20 protein-coding genes and 1 tRNA gene are annotated in these 24023 nt (G+C 70.1%); 13 read left to right on the plus strand and 8 right to left on the minus strand.

Annotated elements, in window-relative coordinates; genetic code table 11:
- The first annotated feature begins 33 nt into the window (after positions 1–33).
- A complete protein-coding gene (locus ASF76_RS05865) occupies positions 34–1416 on the plus strand; it encodes an MFS transporter (RefSeq protein ID WP_055954377.1) in 1383 nt (460 codons plus the stop codon).
- Between the two features lie 156 nt (positions 1417–1572).
- Here ASF76_RS05865 and ASF76_RS05870 read toward each other — a convergent pair.
- From ASF76_RS05870 to ASF76_RS05890, 5 genes are all read right to left on the minus strand, one after another.
- Positions 1573–1645 (minus strand) — tRNA-Ala (locus tag ASF76_RS05870).
- A 40-nt stretch (positions 1646–1685) separates the two neighbouring features.
- A complete protein-coding gene (locus ASF76_RS05875; RefSeq protein WP_055954380.1) occupies positions 1686–2594 on the minus strand; it encodes a hypothetical protein in 909 nt (302 codons plus the stop codon).
- The gene (locus tag ASF76_RS05880; RefSeq protein ID WP_055954382.1) at positions 2591–3301 is read right to left on the minus strand and encodes an SOS response-associated peptidase; all 711 of its coding nucleotides are present in this window, start codon (positions 3299–3301) and stop codon (positions 2591–2593) included. Before ASF76_RS05880 ends, ASF76_RS05875 begins: the two co-directional genes overlap by 4 nt.
- A gap of 179 nt (positions 3302–3480) precedes the next feature.
- Positions 3481–4521 (minus strand): App1 family protein, encoded by a 1041-nt coding sequence (locus ASF76_RS05885; protein WP_055954386.1) that lies wholly within the window; start codon positions 4519–4521, stop codon positions 3481–3483.
- 5 nt (positions 4522–4526) lie between these two features.
- Entirely contained in the window at positions 4527–5207 is a 681-nt protein-coding gene (locus ASF76_RS05890; RefSeq protein WP_055954389.1) for a DedA family protein, read from the minus strand.
- 42 nt (positions 5208–5249) lie between these two features.
- Between ASF76_RS05890 and ASF76_RS05895 the strand changes: the two genes are divergently transcribed.
- Positions 5250–6488, plus strand: coding sequence for an anthranilate synthase component I family protein (locus ASF76_RS05895; protein ID WP_055954393.1), 1239 nt, complete (start codon positions 5250–5252; stop codon positions 6486–6488).
- A 64-nt stretch (positions 6489–6552) separates the two neighbouring features.
- On the plus strand, positions 6553–9126 hold the full coding sequence (gene leuS / locus ASF76_RS05900) for a leucine--tRNA ligase (protein ID WP_055954396.1): 2574 nt from the start codon (positions 6553–6555) through the stop codon (positions 9124–9126).
- Between the two features lie 112 nt (positions 9127–9238).
- On the opposite strand, the gene ASF76_RS05905 is transcribed toward leuS, so the two are convergent.
- Entirely contained in the window at positions 9239–9736 is a 498-nt protein-coding gene (locus tag ASF76_RS05905; protein WP_055954399.1) for a DUF2087 domain-containing protein, read from the minus strand.
- Between the two features lie 106 nt (positions 9737–9842).
- Here ASF76_RS05905 and ASF76_RS05910 point away from each other — a divergent pair, with 106 nt between their 5' ends.
- From ASF76_RS05910 to holA, 3 genes are all read left to right on the plus strand, one after another.
- Positions 9843–10457 carry a helix-hairpin-helix domain-containing protein gene (locus ASF76_RS05910; protein ID WP_235561246.1) on the plus strand — a complete coding sequence of 205 codons (615 nt, stop codon included), beginning with the start codon at positions 9843–9845 and terminating at the stop codon, positions 10455–10457.
- Positions 10454–12970, plus strand: coding sequence for a ComEC/Rec2 family competence protein (locus tag ASF76_RS05915; RefSeq protein ID WP_055954403.1), 2517 nt, complete (start codon positions 10454–10456; stop codon positions 12968–12970). Before ASF76_RS05910 ends, ASF76_RS05915 begins: the two co-directional genes overlap by 4 nt.
- Before the next feature lie 79 nt (positions 12971–13049).
- Positions 13050–14087, plus strand: a complete 1038-nt coding sequence (gene holA / locus ASF76_RS05920) for a DNA polymerase III subunit delta (protein WP_055954406.1) — start codon at positions 13050–13052, stop codon at positions 14085–14087.
- 893 nt (positions 14088–14980) lie between these two features.
- On the opposite strand, the gene rpsT is transcribed toward holA, so the two are convergent.
- Both rpsT and ASF76_RS05935 read right to left on the minus strand, forming a co-directional pair.
- On the minus strand, positions 14981–15241 hold the full coding sequence (rpsT, locus tag ASF76_RS05930; protein ID WP_055954413.1) for a 30S ribosomal protein S20: 261 nt from the start codon (positions 15239–15241) through the stop codon (positions 14981–14983).
- 118 nt (positions 15242–15359) lie between these two features.
- Positions 15360–16082 carry an alpha/beta fold hydrolase gene (locus tag ASF76_RS05935; protein ID WP_055954417.1) on the minus strand — a complete coding sequence of 241 codons (723 nt, stop codon included), beginning with the start codon at positions 16080–16082 and terminating at the stop codon, positions 15360–15362.
- Between the two features lie 227 nt (positions 16083–16309).
- Here ASF76_RS05935 and lepA point away from each other — a divergent pair, with 227 nt between their 5' ends.
- The 7 genes from lepA (at position 16310) to ASF76_RS05970 (ending at position 23983) form a co-directional block, all read left to right on the plus strand.
- A complete protein-coding gene (gene lepA / locus ASF76_RS05940) occupies positions 16310–18154 on the plus strand; it encodes a translation elongation factor 4 (protein ID WP_055954420.1) in 1845 nt (614 codons plus the stop codon).
- A gap of 25 nt (positions 18155–18179) precedes the next feature.
- Positions 18180–18824, plus strand: a complete 645-nt coding sequence (locus tag ASF76_RS05945) for a DUF1990 family protein (protein WP_055954423.1) — start codon at positions 18180–18182, stop codon at positions 18822–18824.
- Complete coding sequence (hemW, locus tag ASF76_RS05950) at positions 18824–20041, plus strand: radical SAM family heme chaperone HemW (RefSeq protein WP_055954426.1); 1218 nt, start codon at positions 18824–18826, stop codon at positions 20039–20041. The genes ASF76_RS05945 and hemW overlap by 1 nt, the downstream gene beginning before the upstream one ends.
- A 339-nt stretch (positions 20042–20380) precedes the next feature.
- Positions 20381–21421 carry a heat-inducible transcriptional repressor HrcA gene (hrcA, locus tag ASF76_RS05955; RefSeq protein ID WP_055954429.1) on the plus strand — a complete coding sequence of 347 codons (1041 nt, stop codon included), beginning with the start codon at positions 20381–20383 and terminating at the stop codon, positions 21419–21421.
- Positions 21422–21467: 46 nt separating this feature from the next.
- Complete coding sequence (gene dnaJ, locus ASF76_RS05960; protein WP_055954434.1) at positions 21468–22592, plus strand: molecular chaperone DnaJ; 1125 nt, start codon at positions 21468–21470, stop codon at positions 22590–22592.
- Positions 22593–22594: 2 nt separating this feature from the next.
- Positions 22595–23329 (plus strand): 16S rRNA (uracil(1498)-N(3))-methyltransferase, encoded by a 735-nt coding sequence (locus ASF76_RS05965; protein ID WP_055954438.1) that lies wholly within the window; start codon positions 22595–22597, stop codon positions 23327–23329.
- A gap of 306 nt (positions 23330–23635) precedes the next feature.
- A complete protein-coding gene (locus tag ASF76_RS05970; protein WP_055954441.1) occupies positions 23636–23983 on the plus strand; it encodes an HIT domain-containing protein in 348 nt (115 codons plus the stop codon).
- Positions 23984–24023: the final 40 nt, after the last annotated feature.

Consider the following 24023-nt stretch of genomic DNA (forward strand, 5'->3'; position numbering starts at 1 on the left):
ACGAGAACCGTCCATCGACCGATCGGATCTCCTATGTCAACGACGACACCACCGGCCACCACGACCACGATCCCCACGAGTCTCCGCCGCTCCATCTCGAACACCTTGAAGGGCTCGGCGGGCAACCTCGTCGAGTGGTACGACGTGTACGTCTACTCGGTGTTCGCGGTGTACTTCGAGTCGCAGTTCTTCAGTTCCGACGACAAGAACTCGACGATCTACGTCTGGGCGATCTTCGCCGTCACCTTCCTCATGCGCCCCATCGGCTCCTGGTTCTTCGGCCGCTTCGCCGATCGCCACGGTCGACGGCTGTCGTTGACCGTGTCGGTCTCGCTGATGGCGTTCTGCTCCCTCATCATCGCCTTCGCCCCCACCGCCGAGATGATCGGTGTCGGCGCCGTCGTCATCCTGGTGTTCGCCCGTCTCGTGCAGGGCTTCGCGACCGGTGGCGAGTACGGGACGAGCGCGACCTATATGTCGGAGGCGGCCATGCCCGGCCGACGCGGCTTCCTCTCGTCGTTCCACTACGTCACCCTCGTCGGTGGTCACGTGCTGGCTCAGACGACCCTGCTCGTCATGGTGCTCACCCTCGATGAGGAAGCGATCACGTCGTGGGGCTGGCGCGTCGCGTTCGCCATCGGCGGTGTCGCCGCGGTCGCGGTCTTCTGGATGCGGCGCACGATGGACGAATCGCTGGAGAAGAGCGTCATCGACGACACCAGGTCGGGCCGGTCGAAGGACTCCGGGTCGATGCGCGATCTCCTCGTGAACAACTGGCGCCCGCTGCTGCTCTGCTTCGCCGTCACCGCGGGCGGCACGGTCGCGTTCTACACCTACTCGGTCACCGGCCCCAACATCGTCAAGACCGCCTTCTCGGGCGGCGACGTGATCACCGGCACCGTCATCAACCTCATCGCCCTCACCGCTCTGATGCTCATGCAGCCCCTCGGCGGGTGGCTGAGCGACAAGGTCGGCCGCAAGTCGCTGCTGGTCTTCTTCGGCGTCGGCGGCGTGCTGTACACGTGGTTCCTCATCACGATGCTCCCGCAGCAGACCAACGAGTTCGCGGCCTTCGCGATCCTGTTCGGCGGCTTCGTCATCCTCACCGGCTACACCTCGATCAACGCCCTCGTGAAGGCCCAGCTCTTCCCCACCCACGTGCGTGCGCTGGGCGTCGGCCTCGGATACGCCCTCGCCAATTCGTTGTTCGGCGGGACGGCACCCCTGCTGTACGCCGGAGCGCAGAGCACGGAGCAGGTTCCGCTGTTCATCGTGTATGTGACGGCCATCATCGCCGCGTCGCTCGCGGTGTACATCTTCGCCCTGCGCAACAAGGCGCCGAACTGGCTCGAAGACGAGCTCGTCATGCGCGAGGCGCAGACGGCGCGGACCCGCGTGCCCGTCTCGTCGCGCTGATCCACTCTTCGGACGCCCCTGCCCCACGGCGGGGGCGTCCGTCGTTCGGGGGAAGGGATGCCGCGTCGCCGGGCCGAGGGGAGGGTGCGGCCGCGTCGACGACCGCTCCTGACAAACGACGAAAGCCCCCGCCGAAGCGGAGGCTTTCTCTCTATGTGGACCTGAGGGGACTCGAACCCCTGACCCCCTGCATGCCATGCAGGTGCGCTACCAGCTGCGCCACAGGCCCTTATTTTGTTGTCTGCCCCGTTTGAGGCAACTCCATGAGCTTACAACACAGTTCGCGACCGCAGGAAATCGGCGCGACCGGGCGTGTCGTCTCCGCTCGTGACCGCCGCGATCACGGCGCGGCGGAGCACCTGCCCACGCTCACTCATTGTCCGTTGGCGGGTGACGTACTCGGCCTTGCCCTCGGTCGTCTCGATCGCCACCGCCGGGTAGCCCCAGCCGCTCAGATCGTAGGGCGAGGCCTCCATGTCGAGGGTGCGGATGTCGCGCGCGAGTTCGAACGCATCGAGCAGCAGCGGACCCGGTACGAGCGGGCCGAGCTTCACGGCCCACTTGTAGACGTCCATGCCGGCGTGAAGGCATCCGGGCTGCTCGCGCTCGACCTGGTCGTCGCGCGACAAGGGCGTACGGTTGCGAGGCACGGCGTCGGGTGTGAAGAACCGGAACGCGTCGAAGTGCGTGCACTTGAGATCGTGCGCGTCGACGACGGCGTCGGTGCCGTCTCGACCGAGGCGCAGGGGGACCGCGTGCCGCACGTCGTCGGCGCGGTACGCCATCGCCCACTCGTGAAGGCCGAAGCAGCCGAACTGCGCCGGTCGATCCGCCGTCGCGCGCAGCAGGTTCACGACGCCGCGATAGAGCGATCCACGCTCGTCGCGGAAGCGCTCGGCATCCACGCGAACGCCCGCACCCTCGGGGCGGTACCAGCGCCAACCGGCGCGTTCGTCGGCGTCGTCGAGCACGATGTCGGGGCCGGGATGCCAGCGGCGCAGGATCGCGGGTTTGTACGAGTAGTACGTGAACAGGAAGTCCTCGACCGGATGCTTCTCGGCGCGGCTCGCGCGGGCGCGGTGCGCCGCGGTGAGCGCGTCTGCGCGTTCGGCGTGCGCGTCCGCCAGGGCGGTCCACTCGGTGCGCGTCAGCGCCGGTGAACGGAGGAGCGTGGTCACTCGACGGCGTCGATCAGGTCGGGGGAATCGTTGCGGACGTTGCCCACGGCAGCAGAGACGACGTGGTCGTCGAGCGTCTCGGCCACATCGGGTGCAGCGTCGATCGCGGCATCCAGCACGTCGCCGACATTCTCGGTGGTCGGGTCCAGCCAGGCGTCGGCGAAGTCGGGGTCCATGAACAGCGGCATACGGTCGTGGATCGAGCCAAGGCGTCCGATCGCGTCGCGCGTCAGGATCGTGCAGCTCAGCACCCATCGCGCGGGGTCGTCGTCGGCGAGGACGGGGTCTTTCCACCACTCGTAGAGACCGGCGAAGAAGAGCGGCGAGCCGTCGGCGGGGTGGATGTAGTGCGGGGTCTTGCCCGCCTCGGTGGTCTTCCACTCGTAGTACCCGGATGCCGGGATCACCGCGCGACGCTTGATGAGGGCGTTGCGGAACATGGGCTTGTCTTCGACCTCTTCGCTGCGCGCGTTGAACGCCCGTGCGCCGATCTTGACGTCTTTCGCCCACCCCGGGACCAGACCCCAGCGCGCGACCTCGAGACGCCGCACGGGTGGTTCGCTCTTGATCGAGTCGAGCACGATGCCGACCCGCGAGGTCGGCGCGATGTTGTACGACGGCGGGGGCAGCTCATCAGCCTCGACATCGGCGCGAAGCACCCCGATGAGCTCGGACGCCACATTGGCCACGACGAATCGACCGCACATGCCTCCACCGTACGCGCCCCCTCCGACATCGGCTCGACGGCATCGGCGACGGCATCGGCCGCCCGCGGCATCCCCGCTCACATCCTCAGTGATTCGCACAACCTCAGGCCGAGTGCCCCGGATGCCACTCACTTCGTGCACATCGCTGAGGTTGCGCACACCGCGGCATCCGCCGCCGCTCAACCGTCGCGCGAAATGACCCCGACGTCCTCGAGCCGAGCGAGCAGGGCGGCGCCATCGGACCCGGTGACCCACGGCACCTCGGCCGCGGAGTGATCGTCGACGACCGTTCGGCCACCCGCGAGGACGGCCTCGGCGGGCAACAGCCGGCGGATCGCGACCGCTGCGACGCTGTCGGGGTGCTCGATCGCGAAGCCCGTGTAGATCGCGTCGTCGTGCTGACCGTCGTCGCCGACGAGCAGCCACTTCACGTGCGGGAACTCGCTCGCGACGCGCCGCAGGTTGAGCTCCTTGTGATCGCGGCCGCTCCGGAACCATCGGTCGTGCGTGGGACCCCAGTCGGTGAGCAGGAACGATCCGGCGGGGAACAGGTGCCGACGCATGAACCGCGTCAATGTCGGGGCGACGTTCCACGCGCCGGTGGACAGGTAGATGACGGGGGTGCCGGGGTGTTCGCGGGTCAGTCGCTCGAGCATCACCGCCATACCCGGGACGGGCTGACGGGCGTGCTCGTCGACGACGAACGAGTTCCACGCCGCGAGGAAGGGGCGGGGGAGGAGGGTCACCATCACCGTGTCGTCGATGTCGCTCACGACGCCGAAGCGCACATCCGAGCCCACGATGAACACGCGGGTCTCGGCCGGCTCGCTGCCCTCGACCGACATCGTGATCGACTGCCACCCGGGTGCCAGGCTCGCGGGGAGCTTCGCGTCGATCACGCCGCCACGATCGGCCGACACGGTGTGCGTGACGCCGTCGATCACGACGTCGACCTTCGCCATGCCCACCGGAACGGCCGCGAAGCTGCGCCAGCCGCGCAGACTCGCGAACTCCCCGGTCGAGGTGCGCTTGATCGGCGGGGCGATCAGCACGCGTCCGAGGACGCGCACCCACTCCTCGGTTCCGTAGCCCGGAAAACCGGTGACGGCGGGCCGGAGGCCGCGGGAGCGTGCCCTCCGCTCACGCCACCGGTGGAAGCGGCGCTCGAGTCGGGCGAACCAGAGCACCTTGGCGCGGGTGGAGCGAGGAGAACGAGGCATCGGCCTCAGTCTTTCACGTCACCGTCCCTGCGGCCGAGGGTGGGGACGTCATCGGCCAGATGACGTCGCTCTGCGCGCTCGATGAGCTTCTTTCCGACGAACACCAGCACGAGGAAGACGACGAGGATACCGACGAAGATGTATCCGGCGTAGTGGAGCTGATCCGCGAGATCGCGGTAGGTGCCCGCGGCGGTGGCCGCGACCGAGATGTAGAGACCGGCCCAGATGATGCAGGCGGGAGTCGTCCACGCGAGGAAGCGGCGATAGCTGTAGCCGCTCATTCCGACGGTCAGCGGAACGAGCGAGTGCAGCACGGGGAGGAAACGCGACAGGAAGATCGCCAGCCCTCCGCGGCGGCTGAGGTAGCGGTCGGCACGCTCCCAGTTGCGCTCGCCCAACTTCTGGCCGAGGCGCGATGCGCGGATGCGCGGGCCGAAGTACCGGCCGAGCCAGAACCCGAGGCTCTCACCCAGCAGGGCGCCCACCACGACCGCCGCGGCCAGCAGGACGCCCTCGAGCGGCGAGCCGACGGCGGTGCCCGCGACGATCACCATCGTGTCGCCCGGGACGATGAGGCCGACCAGCACGCTCGTCTCGAGCATGACCGCGAGACCGGTGATGACCGTACGCAGCACGGGATCGACGTTCTGGACGACGTCGAGCAGCCACGTGAGGATCTCGTTCACCTCCGTCAGCTTACGGCCGCCGCTCCCGCCTAGCCTGGGAGCGTGCCGCACTCCGCCCCCTCGTTCACCCCCGTCGAGTGGGTCGATCCCGAGGCGGTGTTCCTGCACCTGTTCGCCGACGCTCCCGACGCCTTCTGGCTCGACGCCGGGACGGCCGCGGCGACAGGGTGGAGCTGGATGGGCGCGGGCCGTCGCGACCCGTCGTCCCGGCCGATGGAACAGGATGCCGCGGCCTCCGGCTCCGCACACGACGAACTGGGGCCGTTCCGTGGTGGGTGGGTGGGGTGGCAGACCTACGAGGGGGAATCCGCGTGGCTGCGCGTCGACGCCCTGCTCGCCTTCGACCACGCTCTGCGCCGGATGTACGCCGTGGGCGACCCCACCCTCGCGGCCCGCGTCGCCGAGGCGCCGACGCCCGACGAGGTCGACCCCGCGGAGGACCGGGGCACGGCATCCGCCCGCGTCACCCCCGACCGTTACGCCGAACTGATCGAGGCGTGCCGCGACCGTATCCGCGAGGGCGACGCGTACCAGCTGTGCCTCACGACGCGGTTCACCGTGCCCGGCGCGGTCGATGCGCTCGCGGTGTTCCGGCGGCTCCGCCGTGCGTCGACATCGCACCACGCCGGCTTCGTCCGCATCGGCGAGGTCGCACTGGTCAGTGCGTCGCCCGAACGGTTCCTCGTGGTGCGCGACGGTTCCGTGCACACGCATCCCATCAAGGGCACCCGGCCCCGGTCCGCCGATCCGGCTCGTGACGCGGCGTTCGCCGAAGACCTGCGGACGGATGCCAAGGAGCGCGCCGAGAACGTGATGATCGTCGACCTGATGCGCAACGACCTCTCCCGGGTCTGCGAGCCGTCGACGGTCGGCGTCGACCGGCTGCTCGAGGTCGAGACCTACCCGCACGTTCACCAACTCGTGAGCGAGGTGTCGGGCAGGCTCCTGCCCGGAACCACCATCGGCGACCTGCTCGACGCGACGTTCCCGGCGGGCAGCATGACCGGCGCGCCGAAGGAGTCCGCGATGCGGATCCTCGCCGGACTCGAGCAGACCCCGCGTGGTCTCTACGCGGGTGGCTTCGGATGGATCGGCGACGACGGCGCCGCAGACCTCGCCATGGTGATCCGCAGCGTCGTCGTGCATCCGGATGCCGCCTACGTCGGCGCGGGCGGGGGCATCACCTGGCGGTCGGTCGCGGCATCCGAGGTCGCCGAGGTGGGCATCAAGGCGCGAGCCCCTCTCGCCGCTCTCGGGGCCGCGGTGCCGCCGGGGTGGTGACCCCGGGTCCGATAACCTGGACGCTGGCCTCCGGGCCTCCCCGACTCACACGATTGGTTCTCCCGTGTCTCAGAACTCCGCACCCGACGCCCGCGACGGTGGCTTCGACACCCACGCCATCCAGGCGAAGTGGCAGCAGGCGTGGGCCGAGAAAGACCCGTTCCGCGCCGGCGGCGACGACGATACGCGCCCCCGCAAGTACGTGCTCGCGATGTTCCCCTACCCCTCGGGCGACCTGCACATGGGCCACGCCGAGAACTACCTCTACTCCGACATCGTCGCCCGTTTCTGGCGCCACCGCGGCTACAACGTGCTCAACCCGATCGGGTGGGACTCGTTCGGTCTGCCCGCCGAGAACGCCGCCATCAAGCGCGGCGCCGACCCCGTCGAGTGGACCTACGCGAACATCGCCCAGCAGAAGGCGAGCCTGAAGGACTACGGCGTCTCGTTCGACTGGAGCCGGGTGCTGCACACCAGCGACCCCGAGTACTACCGCTGGAACCAGTGGCTGTTCCAGAAGCTGTACGACAAGGGGTTGGCGTACCGCAAGGACGCGCTGGTCAACTGGGATCCGGTGGATCAGACCGTGCTCGCCAACGAGCAGGTGCTGCCCGACGGCACGAGCGAGCGCAGCGGCGCCGTGGTGGTCAAGAAGAAGCTCACGCAGTGGTTCCTGCGCATCACCGACTACGCCGACCGCCTGCTCGACGACCTCAACCAGCTCGAAGGCTTCTGGCCGAGCAAGGTCATCCAGATGCAGCGCAACTGGATCGGTCGCTCCGTCGGTGCCGACATCACGTTCGAGATCGAGGGCCGAGCCGAGAAGATCACGGTCTTTTCCACCCGTCCCGACACCTTGCACGGGGCGACGTTCTTCGTCGTGGCGCCCGAGTCCGACCTGGCCGCCGAGCTGGCGGCATCCGCGGATCAGGGGGTGAAAGAGACGTTCGAGGCGTACCTCGCCCAGGTGCAACGCGCGACCGACATCGAGCGCCAGGCGACCGACCGCCCCAAGACCGGTGTGTTCCTCGGCCACTACGCGATCAACCCCATCAACGGCGAGAAGCTGCCGATCTGGGCCGCCGACTACGTGCTGGCCGACTACGGTCACGGCGCGGTCATGGCCGTGCCCGCCCACGACCAGCGCGACCTCGATTTCGCGCGTGCGTTCGACCTGCCCGTGCGGGTCGTCGTCGACACCCTCGCCCCCGTCACCGGTGCGATCCCCGTCATCGAGCTCGACGACGAGGGGGTGCCGATCGACCCGCTGGGCGACCTCGACGACACCGACCCGGTGAAGACCGGCGTCGCGTTGACGGGCGATGGTCGCATGATCAACTCCGGCTCGCTGAACGGCCTGTCCAAGCGCCACGCGATCGCGCGCATGATCGATGAGCTCGAGGCGAAGGGCGTCGGCCGTGCGGCCAAGACCTACCGCCTCCGCGACTGGCTCATCTCGCGTCAGCGCTACTGGGGCACACCCATCCCGATGCTCCACGGCGAAGACGGCTCGATCACGCCGGTGCCCGCCGACCAGCTGCCGGTCGTGCTGCCCTCGGTGGAGGGTCTCGACCTGAAGCCGAAGGGCACGTCGCCCCTGGGAGCGGCGACGGAGTGGGTGCAGGTCACCGACCCCGAGACGGGCCAGACGCTGCTGCGCGACCCCGACACCATGGACACGTTCGTCGACAGCTCCTGGTACTACCTGCGCTTCCTCTCGCCTGACAGCTCGACCGAGGCGTTCTCGGGCCGTGAGGCGTCGAAGTGGGGCCCCGTCGACTTCTACATCGGCGGCGTCGAGCACGCGATCCTGCACCTGCTGTACGCGCGTTTCATCACCAAGGCGCTGTTCGACATGGGCCTGGTCGAGTTCACCGAGCCGTTCTCGAGTCTCATCAACCAGGGCATGGTCGTCCTCGACGGCGCCAAGATGTCGAAGAGCAAGGGCAACCTGGTGCTGTTCCAGGAGGAACTCGACGCCCACGGCGCCGACGCCCTGCGCGTGGCCCTGGCCTTCGCCGGCCCGGTGGAGGACGACAAGGACTGGAACGACGTCTCGACCACGGGCGCGGCCAAGTTCCTCGCCCGCGCCCTGCGCATCGCGCACGACGTCGACAGCGAGACCGACGTGGTCTGGGCCGAGGGCGACAAGTCCCTCCGCCGCGTGACGCACCGCCTCCTGGCCGAGGCGCCGAATCTCATCGAGCAGACGAAGTTCAACGTCGTCGTCGCCCGTCTGATGGAGCTGGTCAACGCCACCCGCAAGGCGATCGACGGCTCGGCCGGCGTCAGTGATCCTGCCGTCCGTGAGGCCGCCGAGGTCATCGCGATGGCCCTCGACCTGTTCGCCCCGCACACCGCAGAAGAGATGTGGCAGACGCTCGGCTACGACGGATTCGTGGGACTCGTGACCTGGCGTCAAGCCGATCCCACCCTGCTGGTGGAAGACAATGTCGTCGCCGTCGTGCAGATCGACGGCAAGGTGCGCGCGACCCTCGAGGTCTCGGCCAAGATCGGCGGTGACCAGCTCGAGGCCCTCGCCCGCGGTGACGAGCGCGTGCGCCGCGCCCTCGGTGAGCGCGAGATCGTGCGCGCGGTGGTGCGTCCGCCGAAGGTGGTCAGTTTCTCCACGAAGTAGCGCCGAGGCTGCGGTCGTTGAGCCACCGGAACCGGCATCGACCCTGATCGCCCGATGCCACGTCTCCACGTTATGCGGGGCGGGGGACGTGGCATCCGGTGGCTCGACGCGCTCAGGATGCCGAGGTGTAGGCGCTTCCGTCGCGGGTGCGGGCGAGGAGGCCCGCGTCGATCAGGTAGCGCCGCATCGACACGGGGTCGTCGGTGATCTCTGCGAGTCGATCGGTGACGTGGGCCTCGGTGATGGTTTCCTGCGGCCTCAGGACGCGGATCGCGATGTGGGCGAGCACCTCCCGGCGGTCGGCGGCGCGTGAAGGGTAGGTCGACAGGCGTCCCTCGGTGAAGAATCGCGCGACGCCGTCGGGGCGGACGGGCGTGGATGCCGCGGCGAGGGCGATGCGGAAGATCTCGGACTCCGCCCGCCAGCCGCCGTCGACGGGGGAGATGAGTCCCGCCGCCTGAAGGCTGTCGAGAACCCGACGGCGTTTGCCGGGGGAGAGCGACGACAGGTGCGCGTCGACGGATTGTCCGAGGACGACGAGCGCGTAGATCTCTCGCGCACGGTCATCGGCGAGGGCAGCGACGACAGGACGCCAGGAGTTCGCGGACATCCCCCCAGGCTAGGGCTGCTCCTCCCCGGCGGACGAGCTGCCGCGTTTGTGCACGGATCGGTTCCCGGTCGCCACGCAGACAGTACGGCGTTCGTAGCGTCCTGGTGTGACCTCGACTTCCGACCCCGTACCGAGCGACAAGCTGGAGCCGCGCGCGCGCCTGGGCGTCGGCGCCGTCGTCGTGCTGGTGCTCCTGGCCTTCGCGGTCACGATTGGGATCGGCATGGTGCGCGGTGCGACCGGCGCCGAGGTCGTGGAGCCGGTGTCGACCGCCTCATCGTCTCCGCGGGTCCCCGCCGAGGCCGGACTCTACGTCCACGTCGCCGGGGCCGTACGCGAGGCCGGTCTCTACCGACTCGACGCCGGAGACCGGGTGGCCGATGCCATCGCGCGGGCGGGTGGCTTCGCCGATGACGCGGCACGCGACGGGGTCAACCTCGCGCGTCCCGTCGCCGACGGCGAGCAGATCGTCGTGCCGGTGGTGGGGTCCGAAGTCGCGGGGCCCGCCTCCGGTGGCTCGGCGGCAGACGGACTGATCGATCTCAATGCCGCCACCCCCGAGCAGCTCGACACCCTTCCGCGCGTGGGTCCCGCGATGGCCGACCGCATCATCGAGTGGCGTGAGACGAACGGCCGGTTCACCAGCGTCGACGATCTGCAGTCGGTGCCGGGCATCGGTGAGAAGATGCTGGCCGCCCTTCGCGATCTGGTGCGGGTGTGAGCGCGCTTCGGCGCCGAACGCTGCGCTCGGTGTCGGTCGCGGCGGCGACCTGGGTGTCCGCCGGGCTGACCACCGCGATCCCGGATGCCATCCTCTTCGCCGTCGGGCTCGGCATCCTGTCCTGCATCGCCACCGCCGTCCTGGTGTGGCGTCGGCACCCCGTGCTGGCCGTCGCCGCGGTCGCGCTCGCGTGCGCAGCCGCGACCGCGGGGACCGTCGCATCGCTTGCTCCCGTGCGGTCGCAGATCGCCGCAATTGAAGCGGAGGGCGGTCGCTACCTCGAGCTCGATGTGACGGTCACCGGGCGCATCGACGGGTCGGCCGACGGGGGTGCCTGGTTCGACGCGACCGCCGCGACGGTGCGTGCGGGAGACACGACCGTGGTCGGCGCGATTCCCGCCCGTGTGCTCGTCGATCCGGGCGGACGGGCGGCGCTCGCGCGAGCGAGCATGGGCAGCACGGTGTCGTTGTCTGGGCGAGCGATCCCGGCCGCGGCGGGGGAGCGTGCCGCGCTCGTCGTGCGGGGCAGCGAGGTCGTCTCGGCGACCGAGCCGACCGGTGTCTGGGCGTGGTTCGAGGGCCTGCGCGATGCGCTGGTCGCATCCACACGCGGTCTACCGCAACCAGGGGCCGGTCTCGTCCCGGGGCTCGCCGTCGGCGACACCTCCAGCCTCGACTCGGCGACCGAGGCCGCCATGAACGCGTCTTCGCTCTCGCACCTGACCGCCGTCTCGGGCGCGAACTGCGCCATCGTGGTGGGCGCGGCCTTCGCCCTCCTCGCCCTGTGCGGCGCACCCCGCGGCCTCCGCGTCGGTGGGGCGTTCGTCGTCCTGGCCGCCTTCGTCGCCTTGGTCACTCCGGAGCCGAGTGTCGTCCGGGCGGCGGCCATGGCCTCGGTGGCGATGATCGCGGTGGCTCTGGGCCGCCCGGCGATGGGCGTTGCGGTGCTGTCCCTCGCCGTCACCGTGCTGCTCGTCATCGACCCCTGGCTGGCGCGCTCTCTGGGCTTCGCACTCTCCGCCGCGGCGACCGGTGCCCTGCTCGTACTCGCGCGCCCGCTCGCCACGGGACTCGGTCGATGGATGCCGAGAGCCCTCGCCCTCGCCATCGCCGTTCCGACGTCGGCCCAGATCGTCTGCGGCCCGCTCATCGTGCTCATCGACCCGCACGTCCCCCTGCTCGGCGTTGCGGCCAACCTCGTCGCCGATCCGGCCGCAGCCCCCGCGACGATCGCCGGGGCACTCGCGTGCGTCGCGCCGTTCCCCTGGTTGCGCGATGGACTGACCGCCCTGGCCTGGGTGCCCGCGGCGTGGATCGCCGCCGTCGCGCACACGAGTTCTTCGGTCGCCGCGCAGAACCTCCCCTGGCCCGACGGGCCGGCCGGGGCGATACTCCTCGCTCTCGTCGGAGCCGCCCTCCATCTGGTGATCGTGCGTCCTCGACGCCTGCCCCGCCTCACCGGCCTCGCGTCGGCGGCGATGGCCGTCGTCCTCGGTCTCGTCCTGGGGAGTTCCGCGGTGCGCACGGTCGCGGGGCCGCTCACCGTACCCTCCACGTGGCAGCTCGCGATGTGCGACGTCGGGCAGGGCGACGCGACGCTGTGGCGGTCCGGAGGTGCGACCGCATTGGTCGACACCGGTCCTGATCCCGCAGCTCTCGACCGCTGCCTGGCCCAGTTCGGCATCGACCGGATCGATCTGCTCGTCCTCACCCACTTCGATCTCGACCACGTCGGGGGTTCGCCGGCTGTGATCGGTCGGGCCGCTCTCGTCGTGCACGGTCCGGTGGACGGTCACGCCGACCAGCGGCTGCTCGACCGTTTCGCGGCGGCGGGCGCGCAGCTGCAGCAGGCGACGACGGGGACCGCGGGGGCGCTGGGCGCCACGCGGTGGCAGGCGCTCGGTCCGGCACCCCGTACAGACCCCGGCAACGACGCGAGCGTCGCGATCGACGTCGCGGGCGTCGATTTCCCCCGAACGGTGCTCCTCGGCGATCTCGGCGAGGAGTCGCAGGCGGCCCTGCGACGGCGCGTGGACGTGCCCCGGGTGCAGATCGTGAAAGTGGCGCACCACGGCAGCGCAGACCAGGATGCCGGTCTGTATCAGGATCTGCATCCGACGGTCGGATTGATCGGTGTGGGTGCTGACAACGACTACGGCCACCCGACCGCCTCTCTCCTGTCGATGCTGAGAGCCCTCGGCACCGCGATCGGGCGCACCGATCAGGACGGAGCGCTGGCCGTCTGGCTCGATGCCCACGGCACGCTGACGCTCTGGCGGGAGCATGCGGGGGAGCCGGGGGCGCCGGAGAACCCGAGCCAGGCGCCGCGTGAGACAGGAAAAGCGGTGGCGGGCCCGGCTCGCGGCGTCGGGTGGATCCGAGTGAACGGAGGCGGTCCTGAAGGGGGTGGATGGGCAGCGGGGCGAGGCGCACCGCGCGAGGGGGTTCCGAGTGGGACACGGAGGGCGCCGAGGGGCACCGGCGGTCGGGCGCGCCCGAGTTCCGGCGCCTGACGGCGACGGGGCTCGCGGGGCACGGGGATGAGCCGACGCACCGGGACACGGTGTCGGAGCCGATCGCTAGGCTGGGGGAGTGACCCCGGCACCCCGACGCTCCGCCCCCGCGAAGGCGAAGTCGGCCATCCCCCAGGTGTCGTGGCGCGCCCCGCAGCCGGCGCCGATCGTCCTCATCTCGGGGCCCGAAGAGGTCTGCGCCGAGCGCGCGACCGCCGGCATCCGCGCCATGCTCAAGAGCGAAGATCCGAGCCTCGAGGTCACCGACATCCGCGCCGACGACTACGCCGCCGGCACCTTGCTCGGCGTGACCTCGCCGTCGCTGTTCGGCGAGCCCCGGCTCGTGCGTGTGAGCGGCGTCGAGAAGTGCAGCGATACGTTCCTCGCCGAGGCGGTGTCGTACCTCGCATATCCGCAAGATGGAGCCACTGTCGTGCTCCGGCACACCGGCGCGAGCGTGCGAGGCAAGAAGCTGCTCGACGGCATCCGGTCGGGTCAGGGTGGCGGTATCGAGATCGCCTGTCCTGCTGTCAAACGCGACTCCGACCGCTTCGACTTCGCCGTCGGCGAGTTCAGGGCGGCGCAGAAGCGCATCGCGCCGGTGGCCCTGCGCTCACTCGTCTCGGCGTTCGCCGACGATCTCACCGAGCTGGCCGCCGCCTGCCAGCAGCTGATCGCCGACGTACCCGGCGACATCGACGAGCGCACCGTCGAGCGCTATTACGGCGGCCGCGTCGAGACGTCCGCCTTCACCGTCGCCGACACCGCTATCGCGGGCCAATACGGGCCGGCGCTGCTCGCGCTCCGTCACGCGCTGGCATCCGGAGCCGACCCCGTCCCCCTCGTCGCCGCCGTCGCCATGAAGCTGCGGACGATGGCACGAGTCGCCGGCACCCGCGAGTCGTCGCCGGCCCTCGCGCAACGACTCGGCATGAAGGACTGGCAGGTCGACCGCGCCCGCCGCGACCTCGTCGGCTGGACCGGCAACACGCTCGGCATGGCCATCCACGCCACCGCCCGGGCCGACGCCGAAGTGAAGGGCGCATCGCGCGACTCGGTCTTCGCCCTCGAGCGCATGATCACGATCATCGCCACGCGCGCGCCTTACGGCGACTGAGTCCGCCGTCGCGCGCAACGGCATCCGGTCAGCGTCGCATCAGGTGACGCGCGAGGAACGTCGCCGCCATCAATGTGAGCCGGGGCTCCGCCCGGCGGAGGTCACGGACCACGACGACCTCCCCGTGATCGGGCGAGGCGACCGCGGCCGCCCACCTCAGTGCCGGCTCCGGAGGCTGCCCGCTCGCGGGAACATCTCCTCCGAACAGCTCCACAAGACGCTCTCGCGGGTCCTCCCGGTCACCGAAGAATTTCGCCGCGCGCTCACTCTGCATGTCGTACCTCCTGGCAACCAGGCTATGAAGGGGCGACCGAGGCCCGCATCCTCCGAGGGGATGAGTTGGTGCGCCGCGAGATGCACCGTCGACCGCGTCTGTGCACCAGGGCCGCGGTCCGCTCAGGTCGAGACGGCGGTGAACCGGCGCGGTCCCACTGGGGGCTCAGGGGAGGAGATGCGGGGAGGGGAGGACCGAATCGCGCCCGTTGGTCCTCCGCTCGTCCCACCCCCTCCGCTCCGCACACGGCCCGCCCCGCGCACACCGCCCCGGCCTCCGCACCTCGCCCAGCCTCCGCACACCGCCCCGGCCTCCGCACCTCGCCCAGCCTCCGCACACCGCCCCGGCCTCCGCACCTCGCCCGGCCTCCGCACCTCGCCCGGCCTCCGCACACCGCCGCGGCCTCCGCACCTCGCCCGACCCTTGCCGCGACCCCGGCCTCCGCACCTCGCCCGGCCTTTGCACGCGACCCCGGCTTCCGCCCGTCGCCCGGTCTCTGCGCGCCCATCGTCACCACCCGGATACGCCCCCGCCTCGCCGTGGCGAGGCACGACCCGCTCCGGAAACGACGAAGCCCGCCCCGCAGATGCGGGACGGGCTTTCGAAGAAATGCTGCGGCTCAGAGAGCGGCGACCGACTTCGCGATGGCCGACTTGCGGTTCGCGGCCTGGTTCGAGTGAATGACACCCTTGCTCACGGCCTTGTCGAGCTTCTTGGTCGCGACGACGAGGGCCTTCTCAGCGGCCTCCTTGTCACCGGCCAGCACGGCTTCCTTCGTGCGACGCACGTGCGTCTTCAGCTCGCTCTTGACGGCCTTGTTGCGCTCGCGCGCCTTCTCGTTGGTCTTGTTGCGCTTGATCTGCGACTTGATATTCGCCACGTCGACGGTCTTTCGTTTGAGTGAGTGTTGGAAGTGCCGGGCGAGCGGTAGAGGGGCGCTGCACCGGCGGTCGTGGAGGTCGGGAAAAACCCCACACGCAAGCCAAGGACCGAGTCTATCAGCTAGACGCCTCCACCGTGGTGAGCGCCACGTCCAGCACGGCGTTGAACACGCGCGGGCGCATCGCAGTGACGATGTGTGTCGTGCGCGGCACGATGACGAGCTCGGCGTGCGGGGCGACGGCGGTGAACAGCTTCTCGTTGATGCGCAGCTGGTCCCACTGTCCGTTGACGAACCACAGCGGCACCGTGATCCTGCGGAGGGATGCCAGCAGGTCGAGGTCGGAGAGTGAGGCCAGGGCGATGTGCTGTGCGTCGAGGGCGTATCCACCGGCGCCGAAATCGGGACGCGTCTCGGGCGGCAGGGTGAGATCGAGCACCCGGTCGGTGAACCCCATGCCGCGGTCGGGGAGGCTGTCGGCGCGACGGATCAGATAGCGGTAGGTCGCCAGCGCCGGACCGCGAGGAAGAGACGTGCACGACGCGGCGACCAACGCGGCCACGGGCGGCGGATCCTCCCGCCCGAGGTAGTCGATCGACAGCAGCCCGCCCATCGAATGCCCGACCAGCACGACGGGCCCGTGCTCGGCGGCATCCCGAACCGCCCGGTCGATCGTGGCGTACGCCTCGTCGAGGGTGAACGGCTCCCCGCGGCGCGTGCCGTGACCGGGAAGGTCGACCGCGGTCACCGGGTTGCCGCGCTCCTGCAGGTGCGCGACCTGCGCCCGCCACATGGTGGACGACGTGCGGATGCCGTGCACGAACACGACCTGGACCGTCATGGCATCCACTGTATGAGGGTGTGCCGCGGCGAGACCTGTGAGCCCGAGCGCCGACATCACACGATCGCGATGAGAGCACACGCTCGCAGATGACGCGAACGTGCGGTCTCGCGCCGACCGCGTGATCTCGCGACCGCCGCCGTCGCGGCCGGGGAGGAGCCTGGATGCCGGGACCCTGAGCATCCGCGGACGGCGATGTCGGCGCACCACCGTAGAATCGTCGGAACATGTCACCCCGCGCCCTGAAGCCCCTCGAGCCGTCTGCCACCCCGCCGGAGCAGATCCGCAACTTCTGCATCATCGCCCACATCGACCACGGCAAGTCGACGCTGGCCGACCGCATGCTGCAGATCACCGGCGTCGTCAGCGACCGCGATATGCGTGCGCAGTACCTCGACCGCATGGACATCGAGCGTGAGCGCGGCATCACGATCAAGTCGCAGGCGGTCCGGATGCCGTGGGCCACCGCCGACGGCACCTTCGCCCTGAACATGATCGACACGCCCGGTCACGTCGACTTCACCTACGAGGTCAGTCGCTCGCTCGCCGCATGCGAGGGCGCCATCCTGCTGGTCGACGCCGCGCAGGGCATCGAGGCCCAGACGCTGGCCAACCTCTACCTGGCGCTCGAGAACGACCTGCAGATCATCCCGGTGCTGAACAAGATCGACCTGCCGGCGGCCGACCCCGAGAAGTACGCGGCCGAGCTCGCCGGCCTCATCGGTGGAAACCCCGAAGACGTGCTGCGCGTGAGCGGCAAGACCGGCATGGGCGTCGAAGAGCTGCTCGACCTGATCGTCGAGAAGATCCCCGCCCCCGTCGGCAAGCCCGACGCCCCGGCCCGGGCGATGATCTTCGACTCGGTCTACGACGCGTACCGCGGTGTGGTCACCTACGTCCGCATGATCGACGGGTCGCTGCAGCCGCGCGAGCGCATCCAGATGATGTCGACCACCGCCACGCACGAGCTGCTCGAGATCGGCGTCTCCAGCCCCGAGCCGGTGCCCACCCGCGGCCTCGGCGTCGGCGAGGTGGGCTACCTCATCACCGGTGTGAAAGACGTGCGCCAGTCCAAGGTCGGCGACACGATCACCACCCACCGCAAGCCCGCCACCCAGGCGCTGCCCGGGTACACCGACCCGAAGCCCATGGTCTTCTCGGGCATCTATCCGATCGACGGCAGCGACTACGCCGAGCTGCGGGAAGCGCTCGACAAGCTCAAGCTGTCCGACGCCTCGCTGCAGTACGAGCCCGAGACCTCGGTCGCGCTCGGCTTCGGCTTCCGCGCGGGCTTCCTGGGGCTTCTGCACCTCGAGATCATCACCGAGCGCCTCTCGCGCGAGTTCGGGCTCGACCTCATCACCACGGCACCGTCGGTGACCTACGAGGTCACCACCGACACCGGCGAGACCGTCTCGGTCACCAACCCCAGCGAGTACCCCGACGGACGTGTCGCGTCGGTGTCGGAGCCGATCGTCAAGGTCGGCATCCTGCTGCCGAAGGACTACGTGGGCACGGTCATGGAACTCTGCCAGACGCGCCGCGGCACGCTCCTCGGCATGGAATACCTCAGCGAAGACCGCGTCGAGCTGCGTTACCACATGCCCCTCGGCGAGATCGTCTTCGATTTCTTCGATCACCTCAAATCGCGCACGCAGGGCTACGCGAGCCTCGACTACGAACCGGCCGGCCAGCAGACCGCCGACCTGGTCAAGGTCGACATCCTGCTGCAGGGCGACAAGGTCGACGCGTTCAGCTCGATCGTGCACCGTGAGAAGGCGTACGCCTACGGCACGCTCATGGCCGAGCGCCTGCGCAAGCTCATCCCGCGCCAACAGTTCGAGGTACCGATCCAGGCCGCCATCGGCGCCCGCATCATCGCGCGCGAGACCATCCGCGCCATCCGCAAAGACGTGCTCGCCAAGTGCTACGGCGGTGACATCACCCGCAAGCGCAAGCTCCTCGAGAAGCAGAAAGAGGGCAAGAAGCGCATGAAGATGGTGGGTCGCGTCGAGGTGCCGCAAGAGGCGTTCATCGCCGCGCTGTCGGGCGACGTCGAGGCCAAGAAGTAACGCACCCAACCGAGAGGGGTGGATCATGCGACGGCAGAATTTCACCGATGACACGGTCGACTACGCGGCGGTCGGCGCCACTCAGGCGCCCGACCTGATGCAGTACCCGCCGGAGCATTCCGTGCCCGCCGAAGACGCGTGGCGAATCGGCAGTGGCGAGGAGCGTTTCGTCGCCGCGGGCGAGCTGCTGTTGTCATGGGCACCGCTGCGCGGCGAGGAGCTCAGCATCACCGACGTGCGCCCGGCATCCGGAGAAGGCTACGCCGGAGTCGGGTTCGATGCCGAGGGGGCCCCGGTCGCCCCCAGCCGCCTCGAGGCCGAGCAGCGCTTCGCCGCCGACGGCACCCCGTTCGTCAGCCCCGGTACGGGTGTGCACCTGCACGGCAAGGTCGACGGTCACCGCGCCGACGCCGAGCTGCGGGTCATCTCGGTTTTCGAGGAGCCCCGTCGCGTCGGATTCATCCTCGGCACCGTCGGTCACTCGATCGTCAGCGGCGAAGAGCTTTTCTCGATCGAATGGCGCGACAACGACGAGGTCTGGTTCGTCGTGCGTGCGTTCGATCGTCCGACCGCGCCCACCTACCGGCTGTTCACCAGCCGCGTGCGCCGCCGCCGCAAGGCGCTTTTCGCGCGGTACCTGCGCGCGATCTCGCCGCTGTACACGTCCTGATGGGCGGGCCTCTACCGCTCGGAGATCCTGCTCCCGCTGACGGCCGCCTCCCCGGCGACCTCGCCGTCGATCCCACCACCGATTTCGGTGTGTATCTGCACGTGCCCTTCTGCCGAGTGCGCTGCGGCTACTGCGACTTCAACACCTACACCGCGAGCGAACTGCGCGGTGCGCGGCAAGACGACTTCGCCGACACCCTCGCCGCGGAGGTGCGTCTGGCGGGTGCGGTGATGGATGCCGCGGGCGGTCGCCGCGCGGCATCCACCGTGTTCTTCGGGGGCGGAACGCCCACGCTCCTCCCGCCCGGCGATCTGGCGACGATGCTGGACGCCGTGCGCACCGAGTTCGGGGTCGCCGACGGCGCCGAGGTGACCGTCGAGGCCAACCCCGACACCGTCGACGACGCCGTGATGCAGACGCTCGCATCGGCGGGGATCACCCGCGTGTCCATCGGCATGCAGTCCGCTCGTCCGCACGTGCTGGCCGCGCTCGACCGCACGCACGACCCCGCCAACGTCGCCACGGCGGTCTCGGCCGCACGGCGAGCGGGGCTGGACGTCTCGGTCGACCTCATCTACGGCGCGCCGGGGGAGTCGCTCGACGACTGGCGCGCCTCTCTCGAAGCCGCCACGGCTCTCGGGCCCGACCACATCTCGGCGTACGCGCTGATCGTCGAAGACGGCACCAAGCTCGCCCGGCAGATCCGTTCGGGCGTCGTCGAGGAGCCCTCCGACGACCTTCAAGCCGACATGTACGAACTGGCCGACGAGCTGCTCGCGGCCGCCGGGTACGACTGGTACGAGGTGTCGAACTGGTCTCGCGGAGTCACCCACCGCTCCCGCCACAATCTCGCCTACTGGCGGGGCACGGACTGGTGGGGTTTCGGCCCCGGAGCGCACAGCCACGTCGCGGGCCTGCGCTGGTGGAACGTGAAGCACCCGGCGGCGTACGCGCAGCGGATGGCGGCCGGAGAATCGCCGGCCGCGGGTCGGGAGCGCCCCGATGAGACGGCACGACGCCTCGAGTCGGTGCTGCTGCGCAGTCGTATCCGCGAGGGCCTGGCGGTGTCGGAGCTGCTCGGCGAGGGGCGAAAGGCCGTGGCATCCCTCATCGCCGACGGTCTCGTCGAGGGCGCGGATGCCGTGCGCGGGCGCATCGTGCTCACCCGCCGCGGGCGTCTGTTGGCGGATGCCGTGGTGCGGGCGCTCACCGCCTGACGGCGCACCGCGCGTTCCGGAGTGCATGCCGCGCCTCGGGGAAGCTGCGACAAACGCGATCGCGAGGCAGAAACGCGCCGTTGAGCCGTCTCCTCCACGCCAGGGCGTTTCTGGCGGCGCTGAGGTCGCGTGCCGGGCAGTGCGACAACGGCGATCGCGAGGCAGAAACGCGCCGTCGAGCCGTTTCCTCCACGCCAGGGCGTTACTCGCAGCGCCCGCACCGGTGTCGGCGTTCGCCGGATCGGCAGACGGCATCCGCGAGCCCCCCGACGCGGTGTCGTGCCGATCCCGTAGAATTGGCACTCAATCGAGCCGAGTGCCAAACGGGAGGAACAGCGCATGGTGTCGGAACGCGGCCTTCAGGTGCTCCGCGCGATCGTGCAGGACTACGTCGACACCCGCGAGCCCGTCGGGAGCAAGGCGATCGTCGACCGCCACGCCTTCGGGGTGTCGGCGGCGACCATCCGCAACGACATGGCCCTGCTCGAAGACGAAGATCTCATCGTTGCGCCGCACACCTCGTCGGGGCGCGTGCCCACAGACAAGGGCTACCGCGTGTTCGTCGACCACCTCGCCGAGCTCCGTCCGCTCTCGAGCGCTCAGCGCAGCGCCATCACCTCCTTCCTCGATCAGGCGGGCGACCTCGACGACCTCCTCGCGCGCACCGTACGCGCCCTCACGCAACTGACGGGCCAGGTTGCGATCGTCCAGTACCCCTCGTTCGCGCGGGCCAACGTCTCGCACGTCGAGCTCGTCGCGCTCGGCGGTCCCCGGGTGCTCGTCATCCTCGTCACCGACACCGGCCGGGTCTCGCAGCGCATCGCGCTGGTGCCCGCCGAGCCGACCGAGGCCGACATCGTCCAGCTCCGTGCCCGCGTGGGCGCCGTGCTCGTGGGCCACAGCGTCGCCGAGTGCGCTCAGCGCGTCGGTGACGCGACCGCCGACGCGCCGCGACCGGGCGTCGTGATCGAGGCCATCGCCGACGCCGTGCTGCGGGTGGTCGGCGAAGAACTCGAGGAGTTCCGCCAGGACCGCCTCGTCATGGCCGGTGCCGCGACTCTCGCCAAGCGCGAGCAGGACTTCCGCGGCAGCATCTACCCCCTGCTCGAGGCCATCGAAGAGCAGGTCACCCTGCTGCGACTCATGACCGAGATGGTGGCCGACGAGAAGGGGCTGTCGGCGAGCATCGGTCGCGAGAACGAGCCGTTCGGCCTCGTCGAGGCCTCCGTGCTGGCGAGCCGCTACGACGGTTCCCAGGGCGGCGCACGCGTCGGCCTCCTCGGCCCGATGCGCATGGACTACTCCTCGAATCTGGCGGCGGTCCGCGCCGTCGCGCACTATCTGACCCGCATGCTCGAAGACGACGACAGCGCACGCTGACGAGCATCACCCGAACGACCCCGCGAGAGCGGGCAGGAAGGCGACTGTGGCTGACCACTACGAGGTCCTGGGCGTTGAACGCGACGCCAGCCCGGAAGACATCAAGAAGGCGTACCGACGTCTCGCACGCCAGCTTCACCCCGATGTGAACCCCGGCGACGACGCGTCGGAGCGCTTCAAGCTCGTGACCCACGCCTACGACGTGCTGAGCGACCCCGAGCAGCGTCGCCGCTACGACATGGGCGGCGATCAGAACCCGTTCGGCGGCGGCGGGGGCGCGGCCGGCTTCGGCGGGTTCAGCGACATCTTCGAGACCTTCTTCGGCGCAGGCCAGAGCGGCGGGGGCCGCGGTCCCCGCCCGCGCTCGCGTCGTGAGCGCGGTCAGGACGCCCTCGTGCGCGTGACGCTCGAGCTCGGCGATGTCGTGTTCGGCGCCCACCGCGATCTCGAGGTCGACACGGCCGTGCTGTGCGAGACCTGTCAGGGCTCATGCACCCAGCCGGGCACGAGCGAGGTCACCTGCGACATCTGCCACGGCTCCGGCCACGTGCAGCGCACCGTGCGAAGCCTCCTCGGAAACGTCGTCACCAGCGCTCCCTGCACCGTGTGCCAGGGGCACGGCACGACGATCCCGTACCCGTGCGGCACGTGCCAGGGTCAGGGGCGTGTGCGCGCGCGTCGGACCGTCTCGGTCGACATCCCCGCCGGTGTCGAGTCGGGCCTGCGCCTGCAACTGCCCGGCTCGGGCGAGGTGGGCCCCGCGGGCGGCCCCAACGGCGACCTCTATCTCGAGATCACGGTCGAGGCGCACGACGCCTTCAGCCGCGACGGCGACGACCTCGTCGCCACCCTCGAGGTCTCGATGCCCGACGCCATCCTCGGCGCCACCACGACGATCCAGTCGCTCGACGGCGACGTCGAGCTCGAGGTGCGCGCGGGCGTGCAGTCGGGCGACGTGCTCACCATCAAGGGCCGCGGCATCACGCCGTTGCGCGGAAGCCAGCGCGGTGACCTCAAGGTCGGCGTGCAGGTGGTGACCCCCACGCGCCTCGACCACCGTGAGCGCGCTCTGATCGAAGAGTTCGCCAAGCGCACCAAGGCCCCCAAGCCCCGGCTCGCCGAGCACCAGCAGGGCATGTTCAGCAAGTTCCGCGACCGCTTCCGGCACTGACCGTGGCGCTGCACTTCGTCACCGACGATGCCGCATCCGCTCAGCCGGGGGATGACGTCACGCTCACCGGTGCAGAGGCGCACCACGCCGCGGCGGTCCGCCGCGTGCGCGTCGACGAGGCGGTCACCCTCGGCGACGGACGCGGGGCCTGGCTGGAGGGCCTCGTGACCGCGGCCACGCCGAAGCAGGTCGACGTCCGGGTGACCGCGCGGGAAGACCGCCCCGCGGCGGCGCCGCGCATCGTGCTCGTCCAGGCACTCGCGAAAGGCGACCGTGACGAGCTCGCCGTGCAGGCGGCGACCGAACTCGGCGTCGACGCGATCGTGCCGTGGCAGGCCGCGCGCAGCGTGTCCCGATGGGATGCCAAGGCCGACAAGGGAATCGCCCGCTGGCGCACGATCGTGCGCGAGGCCGCCAAACAAGCGCATCGCGCGTGGATCCCCGAGGTCGAGGGTGTCGCCCGCACGGCCGACCTGGTCGCTCTCGCGGGCACCGCGCTCGTCCTCGTGCTCGAGCCGTCGGCATCCGACCGTCTCACCGTCGTCGCCGACGAGGCCGCGGACGGGCGCGACATCGTGCTCGTTGTCGGCCCCGAGGGCGGGATCGCGCCGGAGGAACTCTCCGCCCTCGAAGCTGCCGGCGCGCGGCTCGTGCGCCTCGGCGACACGGTGCTTCGCACCTCGACCGCGGGGGCGGCGGCCATCTCGGTGCTGTCTGCTGCGCACGGGCGTTGGTGACGCGCGCGCCCCGCGGGCGTTGGTGACGCGCGCGCTTCGCGTGCGCGCGTCCGGTATCGGTCGGTGACGCGCGCGCTTCGCGTGCGCGCATCCGGCATCGACGGCGCCCGAACCGCAGGCCCTGCCGTCCCGCGCCCCGCCTCGACACCGTGGATCGGGGCGGGGAATGTGCAGCGGGGCGGACACCACCCGCCCCGCTGCACATCTCACGCCCCGTCCACCGGTCAACCGGCTCGCACGCCCCTCGGCGCTGACGGCGACGCACAGCAGGCCACGGTGTCGGAGGCCGTCACTAGACTGGATGCCATGAGCGAACCGTCGATCTTCACGCGCATCCTGCAGGGCGAGATCCCCGCCGAGATCGTTGCAGAGACCGAGAACGCCTTCGCGATCCGCGACATCGCGCCGCAGGCGCCCGTGCACCTGCTCGTCATCCCCAAGACGGCGCAGTACCGCAATGTCGTCGAACTCGCCGCGGGCGACCCCGATCTGCTCACCGAGGTCATCGGTCTCGCCAACTCCGTCGCCGCGGAGCACTCCGACGGTGACTTCCGACTCGTCTTCAACACCGGCGAGGGTGCCGGTCAGACCGTCTTCCACGTGCACGCCCACGTCCTCGCGGGCGGCCTGAACGAAAAGAGCCTGGGTGGCTGATTCCCCCGAAGAGCACGTCTCCGACCGCATCGAGGTCGAC

Origin of the sequence: Microbacterium sp. Leaf151, from assembly GCF_001424225.1 — a bacterium.
Taxonomy (GTDB): Bacteria; Actinomycetota; Actinomycetes; order Actinomycetales; family Microbacteriaceae; genus Microbacterium.